The organism is Cupriavidus laharis (genome assembly GCF_914271435.1).
Lineage (GTDB): Bacteria > Pseudomonadota > Gammaproteobacteria > Burkholderiales > Burkholderiaceae > Cupriavidus > Cupriavidus laharis.
Genome location: NZ_CAJZAI010000005.1, coordinates 275,103 through 297,672 on the forward strand (window position 1 = coordinate 275,103; position 22,570 = coordinate 297,672).

General features: G+C 65.5%; 27 protein-coding genes and 1 tRNA gene. 23 read left to right on the top strand and 5 right to left on the bottom strand.

The window, feature by feature from the left end; all coding sequences use genetic code 11:
• The first annotated feature begins 2 nt into the window (after positions 1–2).
• The 21 genes from LDO29_RS13390 (at position 3) to LDO29_RS13490 (ending at position 16,325) form a co-directional block, all read left to right on the top strand.
• On the top strand, positions 3–386 hold the full coding sequence (locus LDO29_RS13390; protein ID WP_224080269.1) for a YraN family protein: 384 nt from the start codon (positions 3–5) through the stop codon (positions 384–386).
• 76 nt (positions 387–462) lie between these two features.
• Positions 463–1,050, top strand: a complete 588-nt coding sequence (locus LDO29_RS13395; protein WP_224080270.1) for a phosphoheptose isomerase — start codon at positions 463–465, stop codon at positions 1,048–1,050.
• Positions 1,051–1,081: 31 nt separating this feature from the next.
• Positions 1,082–1,900 (top strand): BON domain-containing protein, encoded by an 819-nt coding sequence (locus LDO29_RS13400; RefSeq protein WP_224080271.1) that lies wholly within the window; start codon positions 1,082–1,084, stop codon positions 1,898–1,900.
• Positions 1,901–2,029: 129 nt separating this feature from the next.
• Entirely contained in the window at positions 2,030–2,356 is a 327-nt protein-coding gene (locus LDO29_RS13405) for a c-type cytochrome (RefSeq protein WP_224080272.1), read from the top strand.
• A gap of 9 nt (positions 2,357–2,365) precedes the next feature.
• Entirely contained in the window at positions 2,366–3,625 is a 1,260-nt protein-coding gene (locus tag LDO29_RS13410; protein WP_224080273.1) for an NAD(P)/FAD-dependent oxidoreductase, read from the top strand.
• 97 nt (positions 3,626–3,722) lie between these two features.
• Entirely contained in the window at positions 3,723–4,622 is a 900-nt protein-coding gene (locus tag LDO29_RS13415; RefSeq protein ID WP_224080274.1) for an EamA family transporter, read from the top strand.
• A 76-nt stretch (positions 4,623–4,698) separates the two neighbouring features.
• A complete protein-coding gene (locus tag LDO29_RS13420; protein WP_224080275.1) occupies positions 4,699–5,115 on the top strand; it encodes an ArsR/SmtB family transcription factor in 417 nt (138 codons plus the stop codon).
• Between the two features lie 68 nt (positions 5,116–5,183).
• A complete protein-coding gene (soxC, locus tag LDO29_RS13425) occupies positions 5,184–6,533 on the top strand; it encodes a sulfite dehydrogenase (RefSeq protein WP_224080276.1) in 1,350 nt (449 codons plus the stop codon).
• A complete protein-coding gene (locus LDO29_RS13430) occupies positions 6,517–7,557 on the top strand; it encodes a c-type cytochrome (RefSeq protein WP_224080277.1) in 1,041 nt (346 codons plus the stop codon). The genes soxC and LDO29_RS13430 overlap by 17 nt, the downstream gene beginning before the upstream one ends.
• A gap of 118 nt (positions 7,558–7,675) precedes the next feature.
• Positions 7,676–8,002 (top strand): c-type cytochrome, encoded by a 327-nt coding sequence (locus LDO29_RS13435; RefSeq protein ID WP_224080278.1) that lies wholly within the window; start codon positions 7,676–7,678, stop codon positions 8,000–8,002.
• A gap of 167 nt (positions 8,003–8,169) precedes the next feature.
• Entirely contained in the window at positions 8,170–8,625 is a 456-nt protein-coding gene (gene soxY, locus LDO29_RS13440) for a thiosulfate oxidation carrier protein SoxY (protein WP_224080279.1), read from the top strand.
• Between the two features lie 46 nt (positions 8,626–8,671).
• A complete protein-coding gene (gene soxZ, locus LDO29_RS13445; protein ID WP_224080280.1) occupies positions 8,672–8,983 on the top strand; it encodes a thiosulfate oxidation carrier complex protein SoxZ in 312 nt (103 codons plus the stop codon).
• 67 nt (positions 8,984–9,050) lie between these two features.
• Complete coding sequence (locus LDO29_RS13450; RefSeq protein WP_224080281.1) at positions 9,051–9,509, top strand: DsrE family protein; 459 nt, start codon at positions 9,051–9,053, stop codon at positions 9,507–9,509.
• Positions 9,510–9,585: 76 nt separating this feature from the next.
• The gene (gene soxA, locus LDO29_RS13455) at positions 9,586–10,413 is read left to right on the top strand and encodes a sulfur oxidation c-type cytochrome SoxA (protein ID WP_224080282.1); all 828 of its coding nucleotides are present in this window, start codon (positions 9,586–9,588) and stop codon (positions 10,411–10,413) included.
• A gap of 18 nt (positions 10,414–10,431) precedes the next feature.
• The gene (gene soxX, locus LDO29_RS13460) at positions 10,432–11,106 is read left to right on the top strand and encodes a sulfur oxidation c-type cytochrome SoxX (RefSeq protein ID WP_224080283.1); all 675 of its coding nucleotides are present in this window, start codon (positions 10,432–10,434) and stop codon (positions 11,104–11,106) included.
• A 10-nt stretch (positions 11,107–11,116) separates the two neighbouring features.
• On the top strand, positions 11,117–11,614 hold the full coding sequence (locus LDO29_RS13465) for a TlpA family protein disulfide reductase (protein WP_396022661.1): 498 nt from the start codon (positions 11,117–11,119) through the stop codon (positions 11,612–11,614).
• A gap of 119 nt (positions 11,615–11,733) precedes the next feature.
• Positions 11,734–13,455: a thiosulfohydrolase SoxB gene (gene soxB, locus LDO29_RS13470; RefSeq protein ID WP_224080284.1), complete on the top strand. Its 1,722-nt coding sequence runs from the start codon at positions 11,734–11,736 to the stop codon at positions 13,453–13,455.
• 73 nt (positions 13,456–13,528) lie between these two features.
• A tRNA-Ala gene (locus LDO29_RS13475) sits at positions 13,529–13,604 on the top strand.
• A 347-nt stretch (positions 13,605–13,951) separates the two neighbouring features.
• Entirely contained in the window at positions 13,952–14,242 is a 291-nt protein-coding gene (locus tag LDO29_RS28285) for a phage integrase central domain-containing protein (protein WP_318035503.1), read from the top strand.
• Between the two features lie 365 nt (positions 14,243–14,607).
• On the top strand, positions 14,608–15,819 hold the full coding sequence (locus LDO29_RS13485; protein WP_224080285.1) for a DUF6402 family protein: 1,212 nt from the start codon (positions 14,608–14,610) through the stop codon (positions 15,817–15,819).
• Positions 15,816–16,325, top strand: coding sequence for a hypothetical protein (locus LDO29_RS13490; RefSeq protein ID WP_224080286.1), 510 nt, complete (start codon positions 15,816–15,818; stop codon positions 16,323–16,325). The genes LDO29_RS13485 and LDO29_RS13490 overlap by 4 nt, the downstream gene beginning before the upstream one ends.
• A gap of 42 nt (positions 16,326–16,367) precedes the next feature.
• On the opposite strand, the gene LDO29_RS28210 is transcribed toward LDO29_RS13490, so the two are convergent.
• From LDO29_RS28210 to LDO29_RS13505, 4 genes are all read right to left on the bottom strand, one after another.
• Positions 16,368–16,499, bottom strand: a complete 132-nt coding sequence (locus tag LDO29_RS28210) for a hypothetical protein (protein ID WP_290369568.1) — start codon at positions 16,497–16,499, stop codon at positions 16,368–16,370.
• Positions 16,500–16,762: 263 nt separating this feature from the next.
• Complete coding sequence (hmpA, locus tag LDO29_RS13495) at positions 16,763–17,974, bottom strand: NO-inducible flavohemoprotein (protein WP_224080287.1); 1,212 nt, start codon at positions 17,972–17,974, stop codon at positions 16,763–16,765.
• Between the two features lie 169 nt (positions 17,975–18,143).
• Positions 18,144–18,395, bottom strand: a complete 252-nt coding sequence (locus LDO29_RS13500) for a hypothetical protein (RefSeq protein ID WP_224080288.1) — start codon at positions 18,393–18,395, stop codon at positions 18,144–18,146.
• Positions 18,396–18,519: 124 nt separating this feature from the next.
• On the bottom strand, positions 18,520–20,055 hold the full coding sequence (locus LDO29_RS13505) for a DHA2 family efflux MFS transporter permease subunit (protein ID WP_224080289.1): 1,536 nt from the start codon (positions 20,053–20,055) through the stop codon (positions 18,520–18,522).
• A 125-nt stretch (positions 20,056–20,180) separates the two neighbouring features.
• Between LDO29_RS13505 and LDO29_RS13510 the strand changes: the two genes are divergently transcribed.
• Together LDO29_RS13510 and LDO29_RS13515 are read left to right on the top strand one after the other, a co-directional pair.
• Positions 20,181–20,624: a MarR family winged helix-turn-helix transcriptional regulator gene (locus tag LDO29_RS13510; protein WP_224080290.1), complete on the top strand. Its 444-nt coding sequence runs from the start codon at positions 20,181–20,183 to the stop codon at positions 20,622–20,624.
• Between the two features lie 6 nt (positions 20,625–20,630).
• Positions 20,631–21,572, top strand: coding sequence for a cation diffusion facilitator family transporter (locus tag LDO29_RS13515; protein ID WP_224080291.1), 942 nt, complete (start codon positions 20,631–20,633; stop codon positions 21,570–21,572).
• Positions 21,573–21,937: 365 nt separating this feature from the next.
• On the opposite strand, the gene LDO29_RS13520 is transcribed toward LDO29_RS13515, so the two are convergent.
• Complete coding sequence (locus LDO29_RS13520) at positions 21,938–22,564, bottom strand: DNA-3-methyladenine glycosylase I (RefSeq protein ID WP_224080292.1); 627 nt, start codon at positions 22,562–22,564, stop codon at positions 21,938–21,940.
• Between the last annotated feature and the right edge of the window lie 6 nt (positions 22,565–22,570).

Genomic DNA, 22,570 nt, shown 5'->3' on the forward strand with positions numbered 1-22,570 from the left:
CGTTGATTCGATCATTCAAAAGCACGACGCAGGCGCGCGGTGCGCTGGCCGAAGACCGGGCGCTCGCCCACCTGCTGCGGCACGGCCTGCAGCCCGTGGTGCGCAATTATCGCTGCAAAGGCGGCGAGATCGACCTGGTCATGCGCGCGCCGGACGACACCCTGGTGTTTGTCGAGGTGCGCCAGCGCAGTGCGGCCGCGTTTGGCGGCGCGGCGGCCAGTGTGACGCCGGCCAAGCAGCGGCGTGTGGTGCTGGCGGCGCTGCACTACCTGGCTACGCTGCCGCAGCAGCCGCCGTGCCGGTTCGACGTGGTGGCCATGGCGCCGGGCCGGCTCGAATGGCTGCAGCATGCCTTCGACCTGGATACCGCCGGCGACCCTGGCTGACCGGCCGCGCTGGTTCATAATGCGCGATATTGCGCGGCCCGTGCCGCCACAGCAACAACAAGGCCCCTATCGAGCGATGAGCATCGAAAGTATTCAGCAGCAATTCCTGGACAGCGCCGAAACCAAGCGCCAGGCCGCGACCGTGATGGCGCCGTATATCGACGCCGCGGTGGAACGCATGGTCGGCGCGCTGACCAGCGGCAACAAGATCCTGGTCTGCGGCAACGGCGGATCCGCCGCCGACGCCCAGCATTTCGCCGCCGAACTGGTCGGGCGCTTCGAGCGCGAGCGGCCCGGGCTGGCGGCGATCGCGCTGACCACGGACAGCTCGATCCTGACCGCCATCGGCAATGACTATGACTTCAGCATGGTGTTCTCCAAGCAGGTCGAGGCGCTGGGCCAGCCCGGCGACATCCTGCTGGCGCTGTCCACGTCGGGCAATTCCGGCAACGTGATTGCCGCGATCCAGGCCGCGCGCCAGCGCGACATGAGCGTGGTCGCGCTGACCGGCAAGGGCGGCGGCAAGATCGGCGCCATGCTCGACGAGTTCGATATCCACCTGTGCGTGCCGAGCGAGCGTACGGCGCGCGTCCAGGAAGTCCACCTGCTCACCCTGCATTGCCTGTGCGATGGCATCGACGAGGCATTGCTCGGCGAAGCCTGATCCACTTACCCCAAGCTACAGCAAGGACAGCATGACGAATCTGCCTTTCCAAGCCTCCCGCCTGACCCGCATCGCGCTCACCGCAGCCGTGCTCGCCGTCGGCACCACCCAGCTCGCCGGCTGCTTCCCGGTCATGGCCGGCGCCGTGGCCAGCGGCGTGGCGGTTGCCACCGACCGTCGCCCGACCGCCACGCAGACCGTGGACCGCGGCCTGCAGATGGAGGCCGACAGCACCCTGAGCTCGCGCTACAACGGCCAGGCGCGCGTGAGCGTGACCGTATTCAACCGCAAGGTTCTCCTGACCGGCGAGGCCGCGAACGATAACGTGAAGCAGCAGGTCGACCAGTACGTGCGTGGCCTGCCCAACGCGCGCGTGGTGATCAACGAACTCGAGATCGCGTCGTCGCCGTCATTCATGACGCAGAGCGAGGACACCTACCTGACCAGCAAGGTCAAAACCCAGCTGATGACCGCCGAGGGCGTGCCGTCCAATTCCATCAAGGTCACCACGGACAAGGGCGTGGTCTACCTGCTGGGCATTGTCACCACTCCCGAAGGCGACCGCGCCACGGAGGTGGCCCGCAACACCGGCGGGGTCACCAAGGTCGTCAAGGCCTTCGACTACGTGAGCGAGGCCGAGCGCGCGCGCCTGGACCAGGCGTCCACCTCGCAGAACCCGCAGCCGGATGGCACCGTTGGTACGCCGGCACCCGTGCAGTCGGTGCCGGGCGTGGGTGGTCCGGTCAATGCGCCAGCCGACTCGTCCGCTGCCAATGGCGCTGTCGCGACCCCGGTGACTTCGCCGGTATCCTCCCCGGTGGCACTGCCGCCGGGCCGCAACCTGCCCTGAGCCGAACCCCGGCTCCTCCGTCGGGCAGCAACCGCTGCCTGACGTCATGCGGATTTCGTTCCACCCGCCCGCGCGTGATGTGATACGGTAGCCACGCGCCGCCCGCCGGGCGGACCACGGAGCGAGACCATGACAAGGATCCTCATACCCGCGGCCCTGGCCGCGCTGGCCTTGCCGATAGCGTGCGGCGCCGCTTCCGCGGCGGGCCCAGACCCTGCGGCACTGCGTGCGCGCAACCATGCCGCGGCCTGCACCAACTGCCATGGCCCCGAAGGCCGCCCCCCTGCCGGCAGCCCCATTCCCGCACTGGCCGGTCGTCCCCAGTCCGAACTCGTTTCCCAGATGCAGGCATTCAAGGCCGGCACGCGCCAGGCCACCGTCATGCACCAGATTGCCAAGGGTTACAGCGACGACCAAATCACGGCGATTGCGGCGTGGTTCGCCGCCGTCAGGTAGGAGAGGGCCATGCAACGACGCAGCTTTCTGAGGGCGGCGGCCGGCGCCGCTGCACTGGGTACGCTGGGCGCCCGCGCGGCCGCCCCGGCAAAGGTGGTGGTAGTTGGCGGCGGCTATGGTGGCGCCACGGCAGCGCGCTATCTGCGTGAATGGAGCAGCCACGCCATCGACGTCACGCTGGTGGAACCCAATGCCGCCTTTGTTTCATGCCCGCTGTCCAACCTGGTGATCGGCGGCAGCCGGCGCATGGAGGACATCACCGTGTCGTACGACGCGCTGGTGCGCCGCCATGGCGTGAAGCTCGTGCGCGACAGGGCCGTGGCCATCGATGCAGGCAAGCGCACGGTGCGCCTGGCCGGCGGCGCGACGCTGCCTTACGATCGCCTGGTGCTGTCGCCCGGTGTCGGCATGATGAACGACGCGCTGCCCGGGCTGCAGCAGCCCGGCGGCGACCAGATCCTGCATGCCTGGAAGGCCGGCCCGCAAACGCTGGCGCTGCGCCGCCAGCTCGAAGCCATGCCGGACGGCGGCACCTTTGCGATCAGCATCCCGCTCGCGCCCTACCGCTGCCCGCCGGGCCCGTACGAGCGGGCCTGCCAGGCGGCGCACTATTTCAGCCGGCACAAGCCGCGCAGCAAGGTGCTGATCCTCGATGCCAACCCGGACATCACCTCGAAGGCAGCGCTGTTCCGGCAGGTCTGGGCCACGCAGTACAAGGGGATGGTGGAGTACCGGCCGCAGTACGGCGCGGTCGATGTCGATCCCGCCACGCGGACGCTCAAGTTCGACGTGCAGGATGACGAGCGGGCCGATGTGCTCAATGTGCTGCCGCCGCAGCGGGCTGGTGCGATTGCCGTGTCGGCCGGGCTGGCCACTGCCAATGGCCGGTGGTGCGAGGTGGATTTCCTGACGTTCGAATCGCTGGCCGTGCCGAACATCCATGTGCTCGGCGACGCCATCCAGATCGCGCCGCTGATGCCCAAGTCCGGGCATATGGCCAACCAGCATGGCAAGGTCGCGGCGGCGGCCATCGTTGCGCTGCTCTCGGGCGGCGCGCCCGACTCCGAGCCGCTCTACAACAACACGTGCTACAGCTTTACGTCCGATCGCGAGGCGGTGCATGTGGCAAGTGTGCATCGCTATGATGCCGCGCAGAAGACCATGGTGACCGTGCCGGGATCGGGCGGGCTGTCGACGGCGCCGAACGTGCCCGAGGGCGATTTCGCCCTGGCCTGGGCCAAGGGCATCTGGGCCGACATGCTGGGCTAGCCGGCTCCGCAAAAACCGCAAGAACGTGCAATGCCCCGGCGCGGGGCGCTGCTACGCTGGGGCTTTCCGAATCTGCCCCTGCCGCGCGCCGTCCCCCATGCAACCCAAAGACCGCCTTCTAGCCCTAGCCATCGTCTGCGTCTGGGGCGTCAACTTCGTCGTCATCAAGGTCGGCCTGGCGGGCGTTCCGCCGATGCTGCTTGGCGCGCTGCGCTTCTGCCTGGTGGTGTTCCCGGCCATCTTCTTCGTCCCGCGCCCGCGCGTGCCGCTGCGCATGCTGCTGGCCTACGGCGCGACCATCAGCCTCGGGCAGTTCGCCTTCCTGTTCTATGCAATGGCCGTAGGCATGCCGGCCGGGCTGGCGTCGCTCGTGCTGCAGTCGCAGGTCTTCTTCACGGTGGGCATCGCCGCGCTGTGGCTCGGCGAGCCGTTGCGCTGGCATAACCTGGCCGGCATGCTGGTGGCCGCCTGCGGGCTGGCGCTCATCGGCACGGGCGCTGCAACGGGTACGGCTCCCGGCGGCATGAGCGTCGCCGGCTTCCTCCTGACGCTGTGCGGAGCGGCCTGCTGGGCGAGCGGCAATATCGTCAGCAAGAAGATCGGTCCCGTCGACCTGCTGGGCCTGGTGGTCTGGGCGGCGCTGATCCCGATCGTGCCGTTCGCGCTGCTGTCGCTGTGGTTCGAAGGGCCGGCGCGCATCGCGGCGAGCCTCACGAACGTCTCGGGCATGGCGGTGTTCGCGGTGCTGTACCTGGCTTTCGCCGCGACCGTGTTCGGCTACACCATGTGGGGCCGGCTACTGACCCGCTACCCGGCCAGTCAGGTGGCGCCGCTTACGCTGCTGGTGCCGGTGGTCGGCCTGGTGGCCGCACACGTGCTCCTGGGAGAGGACCTGTCTCCGGCCCAGTGGCTCGGCGCCGCCGTGGTCATGGCGGGCCTGCTGCTCAATGTCTTCGGCGGCCGCCTGTGGCTGGGCCGGCGCTTCGCGCGACGCTGATTCGCACGACCATTCTGGTGCCGCCGGGCGACTGGCGGCACAATCATGCTGTTCTGCATCAATGGGTAAACACTATATGCGCAATCACGCATATACGAATATATTGGACGGCATGGAAGAGCTGGATCGCGTGTTCGAGAAGGTGTCGGGGTATTTCAGCCTGCTGGCGGAGCCTACGCGGCTGAAGATCCTGCACGCCCTGTGCGATGGCGAGAAGCCAGTGAACACGGTGGTGGAGACGGTGGGTTCGTCCCAGACCAATGTGTCGCGGCATCTCAACGCGATGTACCGCTCGGGCGTGCTGTCGCGCCGCAAGGAGGCGAACCTCGTGTTCTACGCCATTGCGGACGAAAGCGTGGTGGAGCTGTGCCGCACGGTCTGCGTGCAGGTGGCGAGCCGGCTGGAGGACAATGCCTTGCCCTCCGGCGCGGTCGACCGCTTCATGGTCCAGCCCGCACCGCCACCCGCCCGGCGGCGCAAGGCCGCGCAGTAGCTGGCTCTTCCTGCAGACCGCATCAGAACAGGCGCGCCGCCTTGGCGAGCGTGCCGGAGGAGACGGCATTGCAGGAACGGAATCCGCGCGGGCGCATCGTGCCCGCGCCCGAGCACTTCGTCAGCTCAGCGCTGCAGCAGGACATCGCCCGGCATGGCCTGGACAGCCCGCGCCGTGACTTCCTGCGCAAGAGCTTCCTAGGCGCGGCCGCCGGCATCGTCGCGGCCGGACTGGGCCGCCGCGCGCTGGCCGTCGACGGCGATCCCGCCATCCTGGAGCCGCAGCCGTGGGCCACGTCGCTGGGCCAGCCGGTGGCGGCGCGGCCCTACGGACAGCCTTCGGTCCATGAGAAAAACCTGGTGCGACGCGAGTCGCCCGGTCTGACGCGGGTATCGGCGGCTTCGGTCGCGTTCGCGCCGCTGCAGGGCCTGTTCGGCATCATCACGCCCAGCGGCCTGCATTTCGAGCGGCACCACCAGGGCTGGCAGGACATAGACCCCGCCCGCCACCGCCTGATGATCAACGGGCTCGTCAAGGCGCCGCGCGTCTATACGATGGATGACCTGATGCGCCTGCCGTCGGTGTCGCGCATGCATTTCATCGAATGCGGCGCCAACACCGGCATGGAGTGGGGCAACGTGGCAGTGCCGACGGTGCAGTACACCCACGGCATGCTGTCTTGCTGCGAATTCACCGGCGTGCCGCTCAAGGTGCTGCTGGACGACGCCGGCGCGGACCTGCGCCGCGGCAAGTACCTGCTGGCCGAGGGCGGCGACGGCTCCGGCATGACGCGCACCATCCCGATGGAGCTGGCCGACGAGATCATCGTCGCCTGGGGCATGAACGGCGAGATGCTGCGCCCGGAGAACGGCTACCCGCTGCGGCTGGTGGTGCCCGGCGTGCAGGGCGTGTCGTGGGTCAAGTGGCTGCGCCGGCTGGAACTCGGTGACCAGCCCTGGAACGCCAAGGACGAGACCATCCACTACGTGGACATGATGCCGGACGGCAAGCTGCGCCAGTACACCTCGATCCAGGAGTGCAAGTCCGTCATCACCTCGCCGTCGGGCGGCCAGCAGATGGTCGGCAAGGGCTTCTACAATATCAGCGGGCTGGCCTGGTCGGGCCGCGGGCGCATCCGCCGCGTGGACGTCTCGACCGACGGCGGGCGCAACTGGCGCACGGCACGGCTGGAAACGCCGGTGTTGTCCAAATGCCTGACGCGCTTCAACCTCGACTGGGTCTGGGACGGCGGCCCGGCCATCCTGCAAAGCCGCGCGATCGACGAGACCGGCTACGTGCAGCCGAAGATGGCGCAACTGCGCGCGGTGCGCGGCACGCGCTCGATCTACCACAACAACGCCATCCAGAGCTGGCAGGTGGCCCAGGGCGGGGAGGTGTCCAATGTCCACGTGGGCTAACGCGGCGCGCGCCCTGGCGCTGGCAGCCGGCTGCGTGGCCTCGGCGGCCTGGGCCGGCACGGGCGACACCGCCACGGCGCGTGCGGCCCTTGGCCGCGCCGCGACCGCGGCCGAGGTGGCCGCCTGGGACATCGACGTACGCCCGGATTTCCAGGGCCTGCCCAAGGGCCGCGGCACGGTGGCGCAGGGCCAGAAGATCTGGGATGGCAAGTGCGCGTCCTGCCACGGCGACTTCGGCGAATCGAACGAAGTCTTCTCGCCCATCGTGGGCGGCACCACGGCCGACGACGTCCGGACAGGCCGCGTTGCGGCGATGACCGGCAACCAGCCGTACCGCACCACGCTGATGAAGGTCAGCACGGTCAGCACGCTGTGGGACTACATCCACCGCGCCATGCCGTGGAATGCGCCGCGCAGCCTGAGCGCCGACGACGTCTATGCCGTCACGGCCTACCTGCTGAATCTGGGCGAGATCGTCCCGGCCGACTTCACGCTGTCGGACGCCAATATCGCCGAGGTGCAGCGCAAGATGCCGAACCGCAACGGCATGACCACGGAACACGGGATGTGGCCGGGCCGGGGCCGGCCCGATACGCACAACACGGCGTGCATGAAGGACTGCGAGGCAACCGTGAAGGTGGTCTCGGCCATGCCGGAATACGCGCGCGATTCGCATGGCGACCTGTCGCAGCAGCAGCGCGGTTTCGGGCCCACGCGCGGCGTGGCGGCGCTGGCTTCCGCGCAGGTCGCAACGGTCGCTTCGGCGCCGGTGGCGCCCGGCGCAAAACTGACCGGCCAGTACCAATGCATGACGTGCCACGCACTCGACCGGAAAGTAGTGGGGCCGTCATTTTCGGATATCGCCAGCAAGTACCGCGGCCAGGGTGACGCGCACGCCGCGCTGGAGCGCAAGGTCAAGGCGGGCGGGCAGGGCGCCTGGGGCAGCGTGCCGATGCCGCCCCAGCCGCAGATCCCCGATTCGGACATCCATGCCATGGTGGGGTGGATTCTTGAGGCAAAATAGCGGGCTGGCCGCTGGAGTGCCCCCAGGCGGCGGCCAGAGTGTGTCGCGCCGCAGCGCAGTCCGGTTGTGGCGAGGCCTTTGCCGTCCCCACGGCTTTACAAAGCTTGGAGCTATATCAATGAAGCAGTTTGTCATCGCAGCGCTGATGCTGGGCGCCGCCGCATCGGCCCACGCGGTCGATGCCGCCAAGGCACAGGAGATTGCCAACAAGAACGCCTGCATGGGTTGCCACCAGGTCGACAAAAAGCTGGTCGGCCCGGCCTACAAGGACGTGGCCGCCAAGTACAAGGGCGACAAGAACGCCCTGGCGACCCTGACCAAGAAGGTCAAGGGCGGTGGTTCGGGCGTTTGGGGTCCTGTGCCGATGCCCGCCAACGCCGGCCTGAGTGACGCCGACCTCAAGACGGTGGTGGAGTGGGTCCTGGCCGGCGCGCCGGCCAAGTAAGCGCTGCCCGCAAGGGCAAACGCACCGATGCAGCAGGCTAGCCGGCATCCGCCGCGCGGGCCTGGATACAGAGCACAGCGGCCGGCCAAGCACCGGCCGCATGCAGGAAGCACCGCCCCAGGCGGTCAACCACGACCGGGAACGGAGTAGCCGGAGAGCAAAGCACCATGAATTCCAAACGACGAGAAGTACTGCGGGTCACCGCTGTCCTGTCGCTGATGGCCGCAACGGGCCTGATCAGCGAAGCGCAGGCAGCCGAGTGGAACAAGACCGCTTTTGACGGCAAGAGCGTGGCCGACGTGATCAAGGCCCTGGGCGGCAGCGGCACCGAAAAGAGCACCGCCATCACCTTCAACGCCCCGGACATCGCCGAGAACGGCGCCGTGGTGCCGGTGGCCGTGACCAGCAACATCCCGGATACCGAGCAGATCGCCATCCTGGTCGAAAAGAACCCCAACACGCTGGCCGCGGATTTCGTGATCCCGGCGGGCACCGAACCGTTCGTCTCCACCCGCGTGAAGATGGGCCAGACCTCCGTGGTGCACGCCGCGGTCAAGGCCGGCGGCAAGTGGTACGTGGCATCCAAGGAAATCAAGGTCACCTTGGGCGGCTGCGGCGGCTGAGCCCCGCGCCCCGCCAATCCACGATCATCTGCAACAGGAGAGAGCAATGGCAGACCCGATGCGCGTACGCGCCACCGAGAACGGCGGCGTGACAGACGTCAAGATTCTGATGAAGCACGACATGGAAACCGGTCAGCGCAAGGACGGTTCCGGCAAGATCATTCCGGCGTGGCATATCCAGACCGTGAGCGCCCAGTGCAAGGGCAAGGAAGTGTTCCGCGCCCAGTTCGGCCCGGCGGTATCCAAGGATCCGTTCCTGAACTTCAAGTTCAAGGGCGGTGCCAAAGGCGACAAGGTCAGCGTGACCTGGGTCGACAACCGCGGCGACAAGCGCACCGACGAAGCGACCATCGGCTGATACCCGCGCGGCGCGCCTGGCCGTCGTCTGCTATGGTTCTGGTCGGAAACTGACCTCGGGAACAATCATGCGGCGAGCATTCATTCGGGCATCGGCGGCACTGGCCGCCATCGGACTGTCGGCAAAGGCGGCGGCGCAGGCTGCACCGGCCGCGTCGGCAAGCAAGGGCGGGCGCGTCAAGGTGGTGTACCAGCTGTCGGAAGGCATCGACCAGGCGGTGCGCGCGATGGGCAACCTGCGCAACCACCTGAACGGCGCGCCGGGCACGAAGATCGTCGTGGTCGCGTTCGGCTACGGCGTGGATTTCCTGGTGGAAGGCGCCAAGGATGCGCGCGGCAACACCTTTGATGGCGCCGTGGGCGCGCTGGCTTCGGCCGGTGTGGAGTTCCGCGTGTGCCGCAATACGCTGACGGCACGCAAGATCTCCGAATCGAGCCTGCTGATGGAAGCGAAGATCGTACCGGCCGGCGTGGTGGAGATCGCCCGCCTGCAGTTTGACGAAGGCTACGCCTATATCAAGCCTTGAGGACGGCCCGGGCAAGGGAAGGCCCGGATACAGAAGAATGACCCGGCGCGCGAGCGGCCGGGAGGAGAAGCCCCCAATGACCAAGATCCGACGCCTTGCCACGGGCGCAGCGCTGGCCGCAGCCGGCGCCACCGCGCTGACCCTGGCGGCCGCCGTGCACGCGCAGGGCAGCACCGCCGACGAAATCGCCAAGTACCGCCAGATGCTGGCCGAAGGCAACCCGGCCGAGCTGTGGGAAGCCGCCGGCGAAGAGCTGTGGAAAAAGCCCGCCGGCCCGAAGAACGTCTCGCTCGAACAGTGCGACCTGGGCAAGGGCCCGGGCGTGACCAAGGGCGCCTACGCCGAACTGCCGCGCTACTTCAAGGATACCGGCAAGGTCATGGACCTGGAGCAGCGCCTGGCCTACTGCCGCATGACGCTGCAAGGCCTGACGAAGGAAGAGGCGATGGCCAACCCGTTCTCGTCGTCGGGCAAGCCGTCCGACATCGAGCGCCTGGTCTCGTACCTGACCGCGGAATCGCGCGGCGTGAAGATGAACGTGCAGCTCAGCCACCCGGAAGAACAGCGCACTTACGCGCTCGGCCAGAAGATGTTCTTCTACCGCGGCGGCGCCTATGACTTTGCCTGCGCCACCTGCCACGCGGTGGACGGCCAGCGCATCCGCCTGCAGGACCTGCCCAATCTGCTGAGCGAGAAGGGCGCGCAGGCAGCCTATACGACGTGGCCCGCCTACCGCGTCTCGCAGGGCGAGGTACGCACCATGCAGCACCGCCTGTACGACTGCCTGCGCCAGCAGCGCTTTCCCGAGCCGGCCTACGGTTCGGACGTGATTACCGCCCTCACCATGTTCCTGGCCAGGAACGCGAACGGCGGCACCTACGATGGCCCCGCCATGAAGCGCTGACGAGCACGGGAGACAGACATGCAAGGATTCACCAAGCAATACGCCGTGTGGACGGCTGCCGCCCTGGCGCTGGTTGCCAGCACCGGCGCCATCGCGCAGGACAATGCCAAGGCAAAGCCGGCAGCAAAGGCCAAGGCCGCTGCCGTCAGCGCCGCCGACATGAAGCACCTGATCGAAGGCTCGTTCTCGTCGAAGGGCCCGGCTACCGTTGAAGGCGTACTCAACCAGGACGCCATGCAGCAGGCCTGCAGCCAGTACCCCGACCGCTCCAAGGTGCCGGCGGCCACGGCAAAGAAGATCGAAGCGGGCGAGCTCAAGCAGGTGAAGTACCCCGCCGACGGCCAGTGGCTGGGCGACTGGAAGGAAGGCGAAAAGGTCGCGCAGAACGGCCGCGGCATGCAGTTCTCCGACAAGGTGGGCGGCACCAACGGCGGCAACTGCTACGCGTGCCACCAGATGACCAAGACGGAGATCTCGTTCGGCAATATCGGCCCGTCGCTGTACCAGTACGGCAAGCTGCGCGGCAACTCCGAGGACGTGGTCAAGTACACCTGGGGCAAGATCTGGGATTCCAGCGCCTATGCGGCCTGCTCCAACATGCCGCGCTTCGGCCACAAGGGCATCCTGACCGAAACGCAGATCCGCGATGTGATGGCACTGCTGCTGGACCCGGCCTCGCCGGTCAACCAGTAAGGGCAAGGGCATGCTGCGCGCGCGGACGGCCTTCATCGCGTGGCTGCTGGCCTTCGGCCTGATGGCCGGAGCCGGCAGCGCCGGCGCGCTGGAGGTCGGCGACACCGTGCGCCTGCCCGACGTGCAGACGCTGGATGGCCGCACCGTGACAGCCGCGTCGCTGTCCGGCAAGCCGCTGATCGTCGAGGTGTGGGCCTCCTGGTGCCCGTTCTGCGCCATGCAGAACCCGCGCCTGCAGAAACTGTACGAACGCACGCGCGGCACGCCGCTGCAGGTGCTGACCATCAGCATCGACAAGGACCCGCGCGAGGCCACCGAGTACCTGCGCAAGCGCGGCTACACCTTCCCGGCCACCATGGATTCCCCGGCGCTGCGCAGCACATTCAGCCCGCGCAAAGGCCTGCCCGAGCTGTATGTGATCGACGCGCGCGGACGCGTGGTGCAGAAGGAAGTGGGCGAGATGCTCGAAGATGAGGTCGCTGCGCTCGATCGTTACGCGCGGCCCTGAACCATTGCCCTGCCGCGCGCCCATCCGCGCACGGCCAACATGAAACCGATGCCGGAAGCGCCTTGCAAGTCTTGCATGGTGCCAACCGGCACGCCGATTCCACAGGAAGAGACGACGACATGAACCGACGCGAGTTCCTGCAGGTGCTGGCCATTGCCGGCGCCAGCGGCATGAGCTTCCCCGCCAGCGCGGCCCAGGCGGCGAAGTCCGCCGAGGCCATGTACGACCTGCCGCGCTTCGGCAATGTCCACCTGCTGCACTTCACGGACTGCCACGCGCAGCTTCGGCCCGTGTATTTCCGCGAGCCCAACGTCAACCTAGGCATCGGTGCGTATGCAGGCAAGCCGCCTCACCTGGTGGGCGACGCGCTGCTGCACCACTACGGCATCCGCCCCGGCACGCCGCAGGCGCATGCGTTCACCTATCTGGACTTCACCGAGGCCGCGCAGCGCTACGGCAAGGTCGGCGGGTTTGCCCACCTGGCCACGCTGGTCAGCAGGATGAAGGCCAGCCGGCCCGGCGCGCTGCTGCTCGACGGCGGCGACACCTGGCAGGGCTCCGCCACCGCGCTGTGGACAAAGGGCCAGGACATGGTCGACGCGGCGCTGGCGCTGGGCGTCAACGTCATGACGCCGCACTGGGAAATGACGCTCGGCGCGGACCGCGTCAAGGAGATCGTCGAGAAGGATTTCAAGGATAAGGTCTCGTTCCTGGCGCAGAACATCAAGACCAACGACTTCGGCGACCCGGTCTTCGACCCGTACGTGATCCGCGACATCAATGGCGTGGCAGTGGCCATTATCGGCCAGGCTTTCCCATACACGCCGATCGCCAACCCGCGCTACTTCGTGCCGGACTGGACCTTCGGCATCCAGGAAGAGAACCTGCAGCAGGTCATTGACGATGCGCGCGGCAAGGGCGCCCAGGTGGTCGTGCTGCTGTCGCACAACGGCATGGATGTCGACTTAAAGCTGGCCTCGCGCGTGCGCGGGCTGGACGCGATCCTGGGCGGCCATACCCATGACGGCATGCCGGCGCCGGTGCCGGTGAAGAACGCGGGCGGCACCACGCTGGTCACCAACGCGGGCTCCAACGGCAAGTTCCTCGGCGTGCTGGACTTCGACGTGAAGAACGGCAAGGTGACGGATTTCCGCTACCGCCTGCTGCCGGTGTTCGCCAACTACCTGCCGGCGGATCCGGCCATGGACGCGCTGATCACCAGGGTCCGCGCGCCATACGAACAGAAGCTCGGCGAAGTGCTGGCCGTCAACCGCGGCCTGCTGTATCGGCGCGGCAACTTCAACGGCACCTTCGACCAGCTCATCCTCGACGGCCTGATGGCAGTGCAGGGCGCACAGATCGCGTTCTCGCCCGGCTTCCGCTGGGGCACCACGCTGCTGCCGGGCCAGGCCATCACCATGGAGCACCTGATGGACCAGACCGCTATCACCTACCCGTACACCACGGTGACGGACATGAGCGGCGAGACCATCAAGACCATCCTGGAAGACGTGGCCGACAACCTCTTCAACCCGGACCCGTACTACCAGCAGGGCGGCGACATGGTGCGCGTGGGCGGCCTGCAGTACACCATCGATCCGAACGCCGGCATGGGCAAGCGCATCCGCGACATGCGCCTGAACGGCCAGCCGCTGGAAGCCGGCAAGACCTACAAGGTGGCCGGCTGGGCGCCGGTGGCCGAAGAAGCGCGCCAGGCCGGCGGCGCGCCGATCTGGGATGTCATGGCCCAGTGGCTGCGCGCGAACAAGGAAGTCAGCGCGCGCCCGCTGAACCTGCCCCGCGTGGTCGGCATGGAGCGCAACCCGGGCATGGCGGCCTGATGTTGCGCGGGATCATCACCGTGCGGGTATGGATTGAAGCGCTCGGCGGAAGTAGGCTACAATCTTTCGCTATGGGCCGATAGCTCAGCTGGGAGAGCGCTGCGTTCGCAATGCAGAGGTCGGGAGTTCGATCCTCCTTCGGTCCACCAGACACCTTTCAAAGTACCACCAAGATTCACCGCTAACCCCGGCGCCACAAGGCTTCCGGGGTTTTTTGTTGCCATCGTCTACAATCTTCTACCGGGTATTACTGCCCCCAACCGGGGGCAACTTTGGGGGCAACTGCCCCAACTGCCGTAGGAGTTGCCCCCATGGGCCTTTCTGAGATTGCAATCCACAACGCCAAGCCTGGTATGACGCCGGATGGGCGGGCAACTGACAAGCCATACTAGCTCGCTGACGCGGCTGGCCTTTACCTCGAAGTTGCCCTCAGTGGGGCAAGTGGTGGCGGCTGAAGTACCGTTTCGCCGGAAAGGAAAAGCGCCTGTCGCTGGGGGTGTATCCGGAGGTCGGCCAGAAGGCGGCACGAGAAAGGCGGGACGACGCTCGCAAGCTTCTGGCGGCCGGGGTAGATCCGAGCATGGAGTGCAAGGTTCGCCGGGCCACTACCGTGGAGCGCTCAGCCAACAGCTTTGAGGCAGTAGCCCGCGAGTGGTATGCAAAGCAATCCCCAGGCTGGACAACTGGCCACGGAGACAAGGTAATCCGCCGATTGGAGCGCGACGCTTTCCCATGGGTAGGCTGCGCTGCGGCAGGTGTCACGAGCAGGATTGCTTTGACTGGCTGATAGAGCCGTCCTTACATACGAACTTGACACCGCTGCAATGGGCGACGCCCCCCTTCTTACCCGAGCATGGGGTGTTACGGGCGCCGACCGCCTGGCTTGCAACGAGTAGGCCGATGGCGACGACAGCGAGGATCTTGCACATGTTTTCTCCTTTGGATTGTTGTTGATGTGCCTCCCCAGCAAGGGGAGCGAAAGATTCAGAAGAAAGCAGCACCGAGCCTGATTTGCCCTGGATCAAATGCCGAGGGAGTTAGGAAACATGCAGTACAGATAGCAAAAGAGTTCAATCAGATTCGGAACCGTTCCATTGAATTCCGTAGCGTTTGCCGCACAAATGGACATTTTTCGCACCAAGAGGAATGCCCGTGTCGGATAGCGATGAGCGATTACTGTACTGCAAACCTGATTTCCTGAACATCGACTGGAACATCAGACAAGGTGCCAAGGGCTACACGATAGTTGACGCTGACGAATACCGGCTGTGCAGCAACAAGCCGGCGCCGGGCCTGCAAGGCCCGCCACTGAAGCCGACCGCCCCAAAGACGCCACCGCCCCCTCCGAAATCGCTCATTGAAGGGCTGGCGGATCTCCGCGCCTGGATGAACGAACCCCCGAAGCCCAAGCCGCCAAAGCGTGAGCAATTGACGCGTCCCAAGGTAGCGCCCTTTGACATACAAGACATTCCCCGGGCCATGGAAACAATGGGCTGGAAACGCTCTGCCAAGCTAATGCGCAGATGGTTTGCTGGCGAGTTGAACTATGCAACGCCGGAAGGGGAGACTCGAGCCATTAACCAGAAAGGTGAGCCATTTCCAGCCAGCATGGTTGATACGACCATGTTCCCCATGTCGTGGATTCTCGGATTTCCCAGAGCCAACGCGAGATATGAGGAGCTGCGGCAGAAATCGCTCTATACACCGAATGCGCGCAAGGCGCTGGCTGCAATCCTCTCCCGCCCGTCCCTGCGCAACTACGTCCCTTCCGGGGTACTGCCGGGCGTCACTTATACGCTGGACGCGTGGGAAAAGAGCGGCAGAGATGTGCAAGTTATTCATCGCGACTATCAGTTTCAGCGCAACTCTGTGGATAGCACGCTCCTCGACAGGGCGATTCTCGGGGGGCGCTCCCTTCTTTCTCCACGAACCTTTCCCGATGACTTGTACGGCTCGCTGGGTACATTCTCCTTTTATGCTGCTATTGACCGGGCCGAGTTCATGCGCTTGTTCGGAACGGTGGCGCAGGCAACGGTAACGCAAGTGGCCATCTACATGCGCGACATGTTCACGTTTCTCGACCGGCCCGGCTCCGGTTCGCAGTACCTGGGACATTGGAACCGCGCCGGCATAATTGTGGTACCCGCTGCGGTACCACTCAGCCAAGCTACAACTGGGGACTGGGTAATGTATCCGGTGACGGAGCCTGGCCCCATTACCACAAACAGCGTCTATTACCCGGTCCGGAACAAGGATTTCAGGGATTGGCAGATGAAGCACAAACGAGGCGGTGATTTGCTGCTTTACTCTGATATCAAGTTTGTTCGGCTCAACAACCCAATTTCAGTCACGTTTGCGCTATGAACGATGGAAGTCTAACCGTACTAGCAGTTGCGCAACTGGGCGTGCTCGCCGGCCTGATTCTGTTCCCCATCGCAGCCTATGCCATGTATCGCACCGTTCGATATGTGTTATCGCTGCCGGACGGCAGGCGAGGGCGTGCAAGGGAAATGCTGCGGATCTGGGCCAAGCGCATCGCCGTGGCTATTGGGGTTGTCGTTATCGTCAGCTATGGCCTCGACGTGCGTCAGCGGCTCCGTGCGGGCAACTGCCAGCGTGAGGCATCTCCTCAAGAGTCCGGGCCGTACATGGCGGAGATGTGCCTCCTCCCGGCCCGGGGATCGGTGCTCCTGCGCCTGTACTCAAGAACGACCGGCGCGCTCCTGGTTGAACGCATGTATGAGGATCCGGAACCGCGCCTGATCTGGACGCGAGACGAAGTCATTTACGACACTGCTGCCACTGATGGGAAAGGCTCGGTAAGCCTGCCGCCCACTTGGCTAGACCGCCTGCGCGCCAAGCTGCCATGACAACTCATCGCGAATGCCGATGGAATAGCGGCACCACCGGGCTTACGCTTTGGCCCGCGCGCATACCGGTACCACCGCGCGGGGATTGGCCAGCCCGATCCGGGGATCGACGCCTGCGCGGACGACGAGGCATAGCAGCAAATCGAGCGTGAAGCGGTTGCTGCGCTCCGCCATGATGACGGATCCTGAGTTGGCCTAACGTAGAGTTCAACGACTGCCTGTGCTTCGGTTCAGCCCCGTACTGCATTGACTGGCGAATGGCGCGCATTCGCCGGGGGATTCGGGTAAGCGGCATTGGTGAACCCTACCGTGGCGCTGCGCGCGCACCCACTCGCGGGAAGCGAGTAGCTGCCCTTAAAGCACGTCCCACACCAGACAGGTGGAAGCGCATGCTGCCGCCCACAGGCCGCGCCCGGCACCGCAGGCGTCTTTCCTATTTATTCGGCAAACAGATCCGGCCCGAATACTTCGTAGTGGATCCGTGCCTCATGGATGCCCAGGTCCTTCAGCGCGTCATGCTGCATCCGCATGAACGGGATCGGTCCACAGATGTAGTAGTCGGCATCGGGCAGCAGGACCGAATCCTTGATCTTCTTGACATCCACAAGCCCCGCGAAGTCGTAGTCGCGGCCAACGACATCCTGTGACAGCGGGTCGTCATAGAACACGACCAAATCGAAATTGGAGTAGGTCTTGGCGGCCTCGCGCAGCCGGTCACGCATGGCGTGGACTCCGCTGTTGCGTGCGCCGTGTACGAACACCACGTGCCGCTGCGGGTCCTGGATGGCTCGCTTCAGCATGCTGACCATCGGGGTCAGTCCCACGCCACCGCTGATCAGGACAATAGGCGTCTTGGCGTTGACATCGATATGGAAGCTGCCATACGGCGCGGCAAGCTTCACCTCATCCCCGACATTGACGTGATCGTGCAGCAGGTTGGAGACATAGCCCGGTGGCTGCGTTCCGCCGCCCTCGCGCTTCACTGAAATGCGATAGCTGCGTCCGTTGGGCATATCCGACAGGCTGTACTGGCGAATCTGCTGCAAGCCCAGTGTCGGCACATCAACGGCGACGCTGATGTACTGGCCGGGTTCGAAGTTCATCACCGGCCCGCCGTCCGCAGGCTCGAGGATGAATGATGTGATCACATTGCTCTCAGGCCGTTTCTCGCGCACGATAAAGCTGCGCCAGCCGGTCCAGCCGCCCAGCTGTGCGGCAGACCGCTCGTACAATTCGCTTTCCATGCCCATCAGCACGTCGGCCAGATTCCCGTAGGCTTGCGCCCATGCGGAAATGATCTCGTCCGTTGCCGCGCTGCCCAGGACTTCCTTGATGGCAGCCAGCAGGTTTTCCCCGACGATGGGGTATTGCTCGGGTTTGACACCGAGACTCGCATGCTTGTTGGCAATGTTCTTCAGCACGGCCATCAGGCTGCCTGGGTCCTCGATGTTCTCTGCATACGCGTAGACCGCACGTGCCAGCGCCTGTTGCTGCTGCCCCTGTTCCTGATGCGCCATGTTGAACACGTTCTTCAGTTCAGGATGGGCTTCGAACATGCGCTTATAAAAACACTTGATGATGTCGTAGCCATGTTCAGCCAGGACCGGTGCGGTGGCCTTTACGATGTCCTTTGTCTTCTGGGTCAGCATTGACTGGATCCTTTTACAAGAAGGGGCTTGCTCGGTCTAGGCGGCGGGGTGCCACATTGCCTACCCATGGTGGCGCCATCCATGGTGGCGGCGTTATATATCACGTCGTGACATATTACAGCGGTTCGTTGCGATCGGCGCAGGCTGTCCGGCAAGTCTGGTGAGGGCGTCATGCCACCCGCGGCCCACGCCGCGCCTTCATCGCCGAAGGCCGTACCTGTTGCAGCGCCCGCAATGACTGCAGCGCGTCTTCCACTGCCTCAATGCCGTCGCGCAGCCGAGCCGTGGCATAGCCGAGGCGGCTCTGTGCATCGGGATCGGGCGCGGACAGGTTTTCGAGCGCATCGACTTCCGCCTGCATCTGGCCGATCAGGCGGCGCAACTGGGAAGTGCTGTGCGAGGCAAGCGACCGGATAGCCATGCGAACTCCTCGGGCGCTACCGATAGCACCCAGTTTGTACGGTAGTACGTCACAAGGGGATCGCCAGTGCTGTTACGTCTCCATACACCTGCGTCGTCTCGCGCATGCTACGGCCGCGGACTGGTCAGTCCATCGCGGCATGGGCCACGTCGGCCGGGGCCTCCCGGGCGGGGCGCACCAGCAGGATCAATGGCACGACCAGCAGCGTGGCGATGAACATCGCCTTGAAATCGTTGAGGTAGGCAATCATCGACGCCTGCTGGGTGATGGCATGGTTTAATGCCGCCAGGTCGACGCGCGAGCCGTTTGCCACCATCGACTGCAGGTTCGGGTTGTAGACGCTGACATGCGCGGCCAGGTCGGCGTGCGCGACCTGCGTGTTGCGCGTCATCAGCGCCTGGATGACCGAGATGCCGATGCTGCTGCCGATATTGCGCACGAGGCTGTAGGTCGCGGTGCCGTCGGCACGCAGGTCCGGCCGCAGCGTGGAAAAGGTCAGCGCGCTGAGCGGCACGAACACCAGCCCCAGCCCGAAGCCCTGGATCACGCCGGGCCAGACGATGTCGGACATCGACAGGACGATCGTGTAGTGCATCATCTGCCACAACGCGAACGCGGAAATCAGGAATCCCGACAAGAGCAGCAGCCGTGCGTCGATGCGGCGCAGCAGGCGGCCCGCCAGCAGCATCGCCACCATGGTGCCGGCGCCGCTGGGCGCGGTGACAAGGCCGGTGGTGGCCACGGGATACTGCATCAGGCCCTGCAGCATCGGCGGCAGCAGCGCCCGCGTGGCGTACATGACCGCGCCGATGACAAAGATGAAGCAAGTGCCGGTGGCGAAGTTGCGGTCTTTCAGCAGTTCAAAGCGGAAGAACGATTTCGAACCCGCCGTGGCCGTGTGCACAACGAAGTAGGCAAAGCTGACCACTGCCAGCAACGCCTCGATGCGGATTTCCAGCGAGCTGAACCAGTCGAGCTGCTCGCCGCGGTCCAGCATGGCCTGCAGCGCGCCGATGGCCAGGCTCAGCGTGGCAAAGCCGAACGCGTCGAACCTGACCTCGCGGCGCGGCGCCTTGCCGGGCAGGAAGGACATGACCCCGAACATCGCGAAGGCGCCGATCGGCACGTTGATGAAAAACACCCAGCGCCAGTTGTAGCTGTCGGTCAGCCAGCCGCCCAGCGTGGGGCCGAGGATCGGGCCGACCATCACGCCCATGCCCCACACAGCCATGGCCTGCCCCTGGCGCGATGGCGGGTTGATGTCGAGCAGGATGGACTGCGACAGCGGCACCAGCGAGGCGCCGAAGATGCCTTGCAGCAGGCGTGCGGCAACCATCTGCGGCAGCGTCTCGGCCAGGCCGCAGAAGGCCGAGGCCACGGTGAAGCCGCCGATGGCGATCAGCAGCAGCTTTTTCACGCCAAGGCGGTCGGACAACCACCCGGTCAGCGGCGTGGCGATGGCCGCCGCCACGATGTACGAGGTCAGCACCCACGTGATCTCGTCCTGCGAGGCCGACAGCGTGCCCTGCATATGCGGCAGCGCAACGTTGGCAATCGTGCTGTCGAGGGTCTGGATCAGCGTTGCCAGCATGATCGAGACCGTGATCATCGGCCGGTTCAGCGGCCTGTCTGAGCCGGCCTGCCGGGCAAGGGAGGACATGGAAGCGTGGGGGGGGCTGTTTGATTGATAAGCGTGCTTATTATATGGCTGGCCAGTACGCGGTGGGCTCCCTGGCTCATGTGTCGGCCCGTTCACTGCCATGGTTCTTGGGCTATAGTCGCGCGATGGAATCGGAATCCGAAAAACGCCTTGGCTTCCTGGTGACCGACGTGGGCCGCTTGTGCGGCAAGCGCTTCGATGACCTGGCGAAGTCCACGCTGGACCTCACGCGCGCGCAGTGCCGCGCGCTCGCCTACCTGGCCCATCATGGCGAGATCAACCAGGCCAGCCTGGCCGACATCCTGGACGTGGCGCCGATCTCGGCGGGCCGCCTGCTGGACCGCATGGAAGAGGGCGGCTGGATCTTGCGCCGGCCCAACCCGGACGATCGCCGCGAGCGCCTGGTGCAGATGACCGCCAAGGCCCGCAAGGCGCTCGACCAGGCGCGTCGGGTGGGCGACGAGATCGCCGCGGAAGCCCTGCGTGGCTTTACGCCGCAGGAGCACGACCAGCTGATTGCCCTGCTGCAGCGCATGCGTGCCAACCTGGCGGACGCGGTGGAGCGCTGAACTGCCATGCCCATCCAGAATCCTCCCGCCGGCCCGTCCGCGGACGCACACGCTGACTACCTCGCCGGCCGGCGCAGCACGCTGGTCAGCGTTGCCGTCAATATCGGCCTGAGCCTGGCCCAGGCAGCGGCCGGCCTGTGGGCGGGCTCGCAGGCGCTGCTCGCCGACGCGCTGCACTCGCTGTCCGACCTGGTGTCCGACTTCGTCGTCCTGCTGGCCGGACACCATGGCCGCAAGGACCCGGACACCGACCACCCGTACGGCCACTACCGCTACGAAACCGCCGCCTCGCTGGTGCTGGGCTGCCTGCTGCTTGCGGTCGGGCTGGGCATGCTGTGGTCGGCGGTCGGCAAGATACAGCATCCACAGGGTGCCCAGGCGGTCAAGCCGATCGCACTATGGGTGGCCGTGGTGGCGCTGCTGTCCAAGGAACTGCTGTTCCGCTACATGCTGGCCGTGGCCAAGCGGGTGCGATCGGGCATGCTGGTGGCCAATGCCTGGCACGCGCGCTCGGACGCCGCGTCGTCGCTGGTGGTGGCGCTGGGCATCGGCGGCAACCTGCTTGGCTACCACGTGCTGGACCCGGTGGCGGCGCTCGTGGTGGGCTTGATGGTGGCGCGCATGGGCTGGAAGTTCGGGTGGGATGCGCTCCACGACCTGATGGACCGTGCCGCCGATGCCGAAACCGTTGAGGCCATCCGGCATACGATGCTCGACACGCCCGGCGTGCAGGGCGTGCATGACCTGCGCACACGCAAGATGGGCGACCAGGTGCTGGTAGACGTGCATCTCGAAATCGATGCGAACCTGACCGTGGCCGAGGGCCACGCCATCGCTGCCGAAGCGCACCGCCGCACCATGGCCAGCCACAACGTGCTGAGCGTGATGACGCACGTCGACCCCGTATACGTCTCCAAGGAAGTCTCTGCAGCGGCAGCCAGTCGTTGAGCCGCCTGTGGATATCCGCAACCCCTTCTGGGGATAACCGGAGGGGAAAGCTGTGGTTGGTCTGGGGGCGTGCTGTGGGCCGTATACGCACAACTTTTCGGCGTCGGCCGGGCACGTATACCGTCGCGCCGGGATATCCGGGTACAACCGACACCAGCCCATAGGGTTGTCTTTCCTGCAACCCGCTGATCACAAAGGGAAAAAGCCGGTTATCCACGGCTGCCAAGGCCGTTTACCTACTACTACTATTTATGTATACGTAAACAGTATTAAAGAAAGTGGTTGGATCATTTCTCGGGAACGTATACCGGCGCGAGCCTGCACCTCCGTGCCCGTATACCTCCGGCTCGCTGCCTTAACCTGCCTTAACGCGGCACCTTGAACGCCTTGCGCGCGCGCAGCGCTTCGGCCCTGGCCCAGCACCCGTCCTGATGGTCGTTGACCAGCCCCATCGCCTGCATCAGCGCGTACATCGTGGTCGGCCCGACGAAGCGCCAGCCGCGCCGCTTCAGGTCCTTCGACAGCGCTGCCGATTCCGGCGAAGTCGCCATGGTGCGCAGCACTTCGGGTGTCAGAACCTTGGGCCGGCTGGCCGGGTCGGGCTCGTAGCGCCAGAAGTAGGCCGCCAGCGACGATTCCGTTTCCAGCAGCTCCGCTGCACGCTGCGCATTGTTGATGGCGGCTTCAATCTTGCCCCGGTGGCGCACGATGCCGGCATCGCCCAGCAGGCGCTGGATGTCGCGCTCGCCGAAGCGGGCCACCTTCTCGATATTGAAATTGGCAAACGCCTTGCGGAAGGCCTCGCGCTTGCGCAGGATGGTCAGCCAGCTCAGGCCGGCCTGGAAGCCTTCAAGGCAGAGCTTTTCAAACAGTCGCCGGTCGTCGCCGACGGGATAGCCCCATTCGTTGTCGTGGTAATGGCAATAGTCTTCCAGCGTGCCGCACCAGCCGCAGCGCACGCGTTCCGCGGCGGCTTCCTGTTTGCTTGTCATGCGTGC

Excerpts from the sequence above, each read along its gene's own strand:
- LDO29_RS13400 (WP_224080271.1), top strand. The coding sequence starts at position 1,082 with ATGACGAATCTGCCTTTCCAAGCCTCCCGCCTGACCCGCATCGCGCTC.
- LDO29_RS13515 (WP_224080291.1), top strand. The coding sequence starts at position 20,631 with ATGCCCATCCAGAATCCTCCCGCCGGCCCGTCCGCGGACGCACACGCT.
- LDO29_RS13410 (WP_224080273.1), top strand. The coding sequence starts at position 2,366 with ATGCAACGACGCAGCTTTCTGAGGGCGGCGGCCGGCGCCGCTGCACTG.
- LDO29_RS28210 (WP_290369568.1), bottom strand. The coding sequence starts at position 16,499 with ATGGCGGAGCGCAGCAACCGCTTCACGCTCGATTTGCTGCTATGCCTC.
- LDO29_RS13450 (WP_224080281.1), top strand. The coding sequence starts at position 9,051 with ATGCGGCGAGCATTCATTCGGGCATCGGCGGCACTGGCCGCCATCGGA.
- LDO29_RS13500 (WP_224080288.1), bottom strand. The coding sequence starts at position 18,395 with ATGGCTATCCGGTCGCTTGCCTCGCACAGCACTTCCCAGTTGCGCCGC.
- LDO29_RS13465 (WP_396022661.1), top strand. The coding sequence starts at position 11,117 with ATGCTGCGCGCGCGGACGGCCTTCATCGCGTGGCTGCTGGCCTTCGGC.
- LDO29_RS13520 (WP_224080292.1), bottom strand. The coding sequence starts at position 22,564 with ATGACAAGCAAACAGGAAGCCGCCGCGGAACGCGTGCGCTGCGGCTGG.
- LDO29_RS13395 (WP_224080270.1), top strand. The coding sequence starts at position 463 with ATGAGCATCGAAAGTATTCAGCAGCAATTCCTGGACAGCGCCGAAACC.
- LDO29_RS13420 (WP_224080275.1), top strand. The coding sequence starts at position 4,699 with ATGCGCAATCACGCATATACGAATATATTGGACGGCATGGAAGAGCTG.
- soxA (WP_224080282.1), top strand. The coding sequence starts at position 9,586 with ATGACCAAGATCCGACGCCTTGCCACGGGCGCAGCGCTGGCCGCAGCC.
- LDO29_RS13415 (WP_224080274.1), top strand. The coding sequence starts at position 3,723 with ATGCAACCCAAAGACCGCCTTCTAGCCCTAGCCATCGTCTGCGTCTGG.
- soxZ (WP_224080280.1), top strand. The coding sequence starts at position 8,672 with ATGGCAGACCCGATGCGCGTACGCGCCACCGAGAACGGCGGCGTGACA.
- soxB (WP_224080284.1), top strand. The coding sequence starts at position 11,734 with ATGAACCGACGCGAGTTCCTGCAGGTGCTGGCCATTGCCGGCGCCAGC.
- LDO29_RS13510 (WP_224080290.1), top strand. The coding sequence starts at position 20,181 with ATGGAATCGGAATCCGAAAAACGCCTTGGCTTCCTGGTGACCGACGTG.
- LDO29_RS13490 (WP_224080286.1), top strand. The coding sequence starts at position 15,816 with ATGAACGATGGAAGTCTAACCGTACTAGCAGTTGCGCAACTGGGCGTG.
- soxY (WP_224080279.1), top strand. The coding sequence starts at position 8,170 with ATGAATTCCAAACGACGAGAAGTACTGCGGGTCACCGCTGTCCTGTCG.
- LDO29_RS13435 (WP_224080278.1), top strand. The coding sequence starts at position 7,676 with ATGAAGCAGTTTGTCATCGCAGCGCTGATGCTGGGCGCCGCCGCATCG.
- LDO29_RS13430 (WP_224080277.1), top strand. The coding sequence starts at position 6,517 with ATGTCCACGTGGGCTAACGCGGCGCGCGCCCTGGCGCTGGCAGCCGGC.
- LDO29_RS13405 (WP_224080272.1), top strand. The coding sequence starts at position 2,030 with ATGACAAGGATCCTCATACCCGCGGCCCTGGCCGCGCTGGCCTTGCCG.
- hmpA (WP_224080287.1), bottom strand. The coding sequence starts at position 17,974 with ATGCTGACCCAGAAGACAAAGGACATCGTAAAGGCCACCGCACCGGTC.
- soxX (WP_224080283.1), top strand. The coding sequence starts at position 10,432 with ATGCAAGGATTCACCAAGCAATACGCCGTGTGGACGGCTGCCGCCCTG.
- LDO29_RS13505 (WP_224080289.1), bottom strand. The coding sequence starts at position 20,055 with ATGTCCTCCCTTGCCCGGCAGGCCGGCTCAGACAGGCCGCTGAACCGG.